This window comes from Mesorhizobium sp. M1406, from assembly GCF_040317555.1.
Taxonomy (GTDB): Bacteria; Pseudomonadota; Alphaproteobacteria; order Rhizobiales; family Rhizobiaceae; genus Mesorhizobium.
The window spans coordinates 1-5099 of record NZ_JAMYKW010000130.1; the positions used below are offsets into that span (position 1 = coordinate 1).

At 58.4% G+C, this 5099-nt stretch carries 4 protein-coding genes and 1 pseudogene; 4 read left to right on the plus strand and 1 reads right to left on the minus strand.

Annotation, left to right across the window (positions count from 1 at the left end; all coding sequences use genetic code 11):
- From NKH03_RS34215 to katE, 4 genes and pseudogenes are all read left to right on the plus strand, one after another.
- Nucleotides 1-229: transposase (locus NKH03_RS34215; RefSeq protein ID WP_352973249.1), on the plus strand; the 229-nt coding region annotated here is incomplete at its 5' end.
- A gap of 182 nt (nucleotides 230-411) precedes the next feature.
- Complete coding sequence (locus NKH03_RS34220; protein ID WP_352950683.1) at nucleotides 412-933, plus strand: sulfocyanin-like copper-binding protein; 522 nt, start codon at nucleotides 412-414, stop codon at nucleotides 931-933.
- A 69-nt stretch (nucleotides 934-1002) separates the two neighbouring features.
- A pseudogene (locus tag NKH03_RS34225) lies at nucleotides 1003-1695 on the plus strand (IS6 family transposase); the annotation flags it as partial.
- Between the two features lie 89 nt (nucleotides 1696-1784).
- Nucleotides 1785-3899, plus strand: coding sequence for a catalase (katE, locus tag NKH03_RS34230; RefSeq protein ID WP_352973252.1), 2115 nt, complete (start codon nucleotides 1785-1787; stop codon nucleotides 3897-3899).
- Between the two features lie 765 nt (nucleotides 3900-4664).
- Here katE and NKH03_RS34235 read toward each other — a convergent pair.
- A partial coding sequence (locus NKH03_RS34235) for a transposase (protein WP_352973255.1) occupies nucleotides 4665-5099 on the minus strand: 435 nt, incomplete at its 5' end.

The window sequence follows — 5099 nt, forward strand, 5'->3', positions numbered from 1 at the left end:
GGGGCGCCCTGCAAAAGATCGGCAAGTTCACCATGGAGATCGTCAAGCGGTCGGACAGCGCCAAAGGCTTCGAAGTCCTGCCGCAAGATGGGTCGTCGAGCGGACCTTCGCATGGCTGGGCAGATGCCGAAGGCTGGCCAAGGACTTCGAGCGATCCATCGAATCCGCACGGGCCTGGGTCTTCATCGCAAACATCCGCTTGCTCACCCGACGCCTCGCAAGGACCTGAAAACATGGCGGTCATTCCGATTCAGACACTTAGGCGTTACAGGAGCGCGATCACGCCGAGGCCGGCGACGGTGATTCAGGGAGCGTCTGGTCGCGTGGTCATTCACTGATTTGGATCAATGCGTTTCATGATTCGGACAACTATTCTACTGGCGTCACTCTGGTTAGATAGAAGGCTCGATCATGTTCAGAGGTAACGGGATTGGAAGGCTACTTGCTATCCGCGCTTTTCTGCCGATTGCGGCTTTGGCCATCGAAGTGGCGACGGCGAGTCCATCCCATGCCGCAGGGACGGTGGTAAACGTATCGCTTTGGGACAAGGGAGTAGAAACGGCTATGGCGACCAACCTCGGGTTTCCCGCGGTCGGCAAGGATATGTCGAAGGTGACGATGGGCATTGCCCTTAGCGTGGACACCGTCAATGCTGGCGAGATAACGTTCGAGGTTCTCAACTCATCGAAGGACACAATCCACGAAATGATCATTACGCGGCTCAGGGATTTGTCGAGGCTGTTTCCATACAACAGCAGCGAGAGTAGGGTGGACGAGGATAAAATGCCGGGTATTCTAGGCGAAGTCTCCGAGCTCGATCCGAATAAGACTGCCGTCCTGCGGCTTGATCTAAAGCCGGGCACGTACCTTCTCTTCTGCAACATTCCGGGTCACTTTACATCCGGGATGTGGGCGGTCTTCACGGTCAAGTAGGCTCTGTCGCAAACCTTTCGGTAAGCGGAGCATGGCAAGAAACACTCCTCAGCTGTGGAGGAGCACGTGATGTTCAAGGGCCGCCATTTCGACCAGTCGGTGATCCTGCTGTGCGTGCGCTGGTACCTGGCCTACAATCTGAGCCTGCGCGATCTGGAAGAGATGATGGCCGAATGCGGCTTGAAGGTCGACCACTCCACCGTGCATCGCTGGGTCGCCCACTTCTCGCCGCAGCTGCTGGAGCGCTTCAACCGGGGCAAGCGTGCGGTCGGCAGCAAGTGGCATATGGACGAGACGTACATCAAGGTCCGCGGCCAATGGATGTATCTCTACCGCGCCATCGACAGCCTCGGCGACACGGTCGAGTTCTTCTTCAGCGAAAACCGTGACCTGGTGGTGGTCAAACGCTTCCTCCGCAAGGTGCTGACGCGCCATGGCCGGCCGGAGCGCATCGTCATCGACGGCAGCCAGACCAATTACGAGGCGATCCTTTCCTGCGACGCTAGCCGGCTGCGGCAGCGATCGCGGCGACCGCTGAAGCCGATCCGCATCCGCAATAGCCGGTATCTCAACAATCGGATCGAACAGGATCACCGGCGTATCAAGCGCCGCGTTCGAGCCATGCTCGGCTTCAAGTCGCAGGCGAGCGCCGTGGTTATCCTCTCCGGCATCGAGATGATCCACATGATGAGCAAGCGACAGGCGAGGTATGCCTACAATCCCAGTCTGTCGATCGCTGAGCAATTCGATATCCTCGCTGCCTCACGGACAGGCCGAAATGGCCGTTCACAACCCCATTTCCAGGTTTGCGACAGAGCCCACATTTCTCAAGCCTTTCAAAGGAGAGCACTATGCCGCGTAAGCCAGTAGCCGAAGCCAACGCACCGACAGCCACCGTCCACGACTTGACCTTGGTCAGAGGTCAAGGAGGGGAATTGCATCAGGTTGCGGAGGGTGACACTGACGTCCTGACAACAGCCCAGGGCGGCCCGCTCTCAGACGATCAGAACACTCTCAAGATCGGCGCACGTGGCCCCACGCTGATCGAGGATTTTCATTTCCGCGAAAAGATTTTTCATTTCGACCATGAACGCATTCCTGAGAGGGTTGTGCACGCGCGTGGCTATGGCGCGCATGGCTTTTTCGAAACCTACGAGTCGCTCGCAAAATATACGCGCGCCGACATCTTCCAGCGGGCCGGAGAAAAAACGCCGGCATTCGTCCGGTTCTCGACGGTGGCCGGCAGCAAGGGGTCATTCGACCTCGCCCGTGACGTCCGCGGGTTTGCCGTGAAACTCTACACCAGTGAGGGCAATTGGGACATCGTGGGAAACAATATCCCGGTGTTCTTCATTCAGGACGCGATCAAGTTTCCCGATGTAATCCATTCGGTCAAGCCGGAGCCTGACCGTGACTTTCCGCAAGCCCAATCGGCGCACGACACATTCTGGGATTTCATCAGCCTGACGCCGGAATCGATGCACATGATCATGTGGGTGATGTCGGATCGCGCCATCCCGCGCTCTTTCCGCTTCATGCAAGGGTTCGGCGTGCACACCTTCCGGCTTGTCAATGCGGCCGATGAATCGACGTTCGTGAAATTCATCTGGAAGCCCAAGCTTGGCATGCAATCAGTCGTGTGGAACGAAGCGGTCAAGATCAATGGCGCAGATCCCGACTTCCATCGCAGGGACCTCTGGAATGCCATTCAATCCGGCGATTTCCCCGAATGGGAGTTATGCCTGCAATTGTTCGACCAGGAGTTTGCCGACAATTTCGACTTCGACATCCTTGATCCGACCAAGATCATTCCAGAAGAGATCTTGCCGCCAATACCTGTGGGGCGCCTTGTTCTCGACCGCATGCCGGATAATTTCTTCGCCGAGACCGAGCAGGTCGCGTTCATGACCCAGAATGTTCCGCCTGGCATCGACTTCAGTAATGATCCGCTGCTGCAGGGCCGCAACTTCTCCTACCTCGACACTCAACTCATACGCCTGGGCAGCCCCAATTTCACGCAGCTGCCGATCAACGCGCCGAAATGCCCATTCCATCATTTCCAGCAGGACGGCCACATGGCGATGCGCAACCCGGTTGGACGGGCCAACTACCAGCCGAATTCATTCGGCGTCGGCCCGCGCGAATCCCCTGAGCGTGGGTTCCGGCCGTTCGCTGACGGCGAGGAGGGCCAGAAGGTCAGGCTTCGTCCCGAAAGTTTTGCCGACCACTACAGCCAGGCCGCCCAGTTCTTCAACAGCCAGACCCCAGCTGAGCAACGCCACATCGCTCAGGCCTTGACCTTTGAACTGAGCAAGGTTGAAACCCCAGCCATCCGCGAGCGGATGATCGCGCACTTGCTGAACATCGATGAGGGTCTCGCTGTCACGGTCGCCGACAAGCTTGGCATCACCGAGATGCCGAAGCCGGCCGACGCCGCTGTATCGCCGCGGACGGATCTCGAGCCCTCGCCAGCGCTGAGCATCATTGCCAATGGCCCGGAGAGCTTTGCTGGCCGCAAGGTTGGTGTCCTGATCGGCACCGGCACGGACGCCGGTCTCTTCAAAGCCTTACAGACTGCCATTGAGAATGAAGGGGCCGCTATGGAAGTCATCGCGCCAAAGGTTGGCGGTGCGGTGGTCAGCGATGGCACCAAGATTGTGGCCAAGCATATGATCGATGGTGGCCCATCGGTATTGTTTGACGCGGTCGCCATCCTGCTCACCGAAGAGAGCGCCAATCTGCTGGCCGGCGAAGCAGCGGCTCGCGATTTCGTGGCCGATGCCTTTTCTCATTGCAAGTTCATCGGCTTCACGCCCGGCTCCTTGCCGCTTCTGGCCAAAGCGGGCGTCGAGCCCGGCGCTGACGAGGGAATGCTGCCGCTGGCCGACAAGGCGAGTGCCACGGATTTCATTGAAAGTTGCCGGGGTCTGCGGCTGTGGGCGCGGGAAGCGGCGGTCAAACTGTAAGACCGCGTCTTTCAGGCTTGCAAAAAGGGGCCTGCAAAGCGGGCCCTTCATTTTGATGAAGTTCTGACAAAGCGCCGCGGCTCCGAATGAATGGCGTGCGACCGGTTCTCGTTTTGAACCGTGCGGTGACCTACGTATCGGTTTGTGAAGGATCAACAGCGGCTTCACCATCTGATTGGGGCGAACGTGAGCCCAACATCAGCCAGCACGGTCGCGATGTCCATGCTGATTGACACCTCCTCCTCAAGGCCAAGACGACAGGTAGGCTGAACATCAATCGGACTAGGAAGAACTCCGCTCACCGGTATTTGACTAGAGCAACACACTGCGGTGACAGGAGAGGCTAAGGCGGCTCTGTCGCAAACCTTTCGGTAAGCGGAGTATGGCAAGAAACACTCCTCAGCTGTGGAGAAGCACGTGATGTTCAAGGGCCGCCATTTCGACCAGTCGGTGATCCTGCTTTGCGTGCGCTGGTACCTGGCCTCACATGGGCTTCTTGGGGTCAAGGATTAAATTCAGCAACGCATGAGCAGAACCCCAGGACTGTTTCGGCATCCAAGGTCTGAGCCCGATTTGCATGACCGGCCGTCTCCGAGCACGATCAACCTCACATGCGGTCGCCGTTCAGTACGGCTGCACCAATATCCCGCTTGCGGCGAGCAAGGGCTCAGGAGGATGAAACCATTCTACAAAACGGGCATTCAGGCCATGCTAGGTATCGGTTCATCCACCTGGATCGGCCAGGACTGATCGGGTCCTGGCGGATTACGGGATTAGGGTCAAACAGGCCTTCATCACGGCGCCTTCGATCACGATGCCGGCGGTTACATACTTCCAGAGTGCGACTAGCAGCTTGCGGGCGAGCGCCACAATCATTGTCTTACGCATCCGCCCGCCGTTTTGCTGAACGCGTCCACGGAACCAGAGAGCAAGCGCCGATTGCGGTTGATGGCGCAGCCATAGCCAGGCGAGTTGAACCATCGTCGTTCGCAGCCGCGGATTGCCGGATTTCGACACGCCTTGCTCACGATCGACCGAGCCGCTTTGCCAAGGCGTCGGCGCAAGGCCGGCGTAGGCCGCCACTTGCCGTCGGTTGTCGAAATGGCGGAACAACTCTTCCGACCAAAGCATGGCAGCAAACTCCGGTCCGATGCCCTTCACGTCTAGCAACATCGCCGCCGAGGTGGGCGTTGCCGCGTC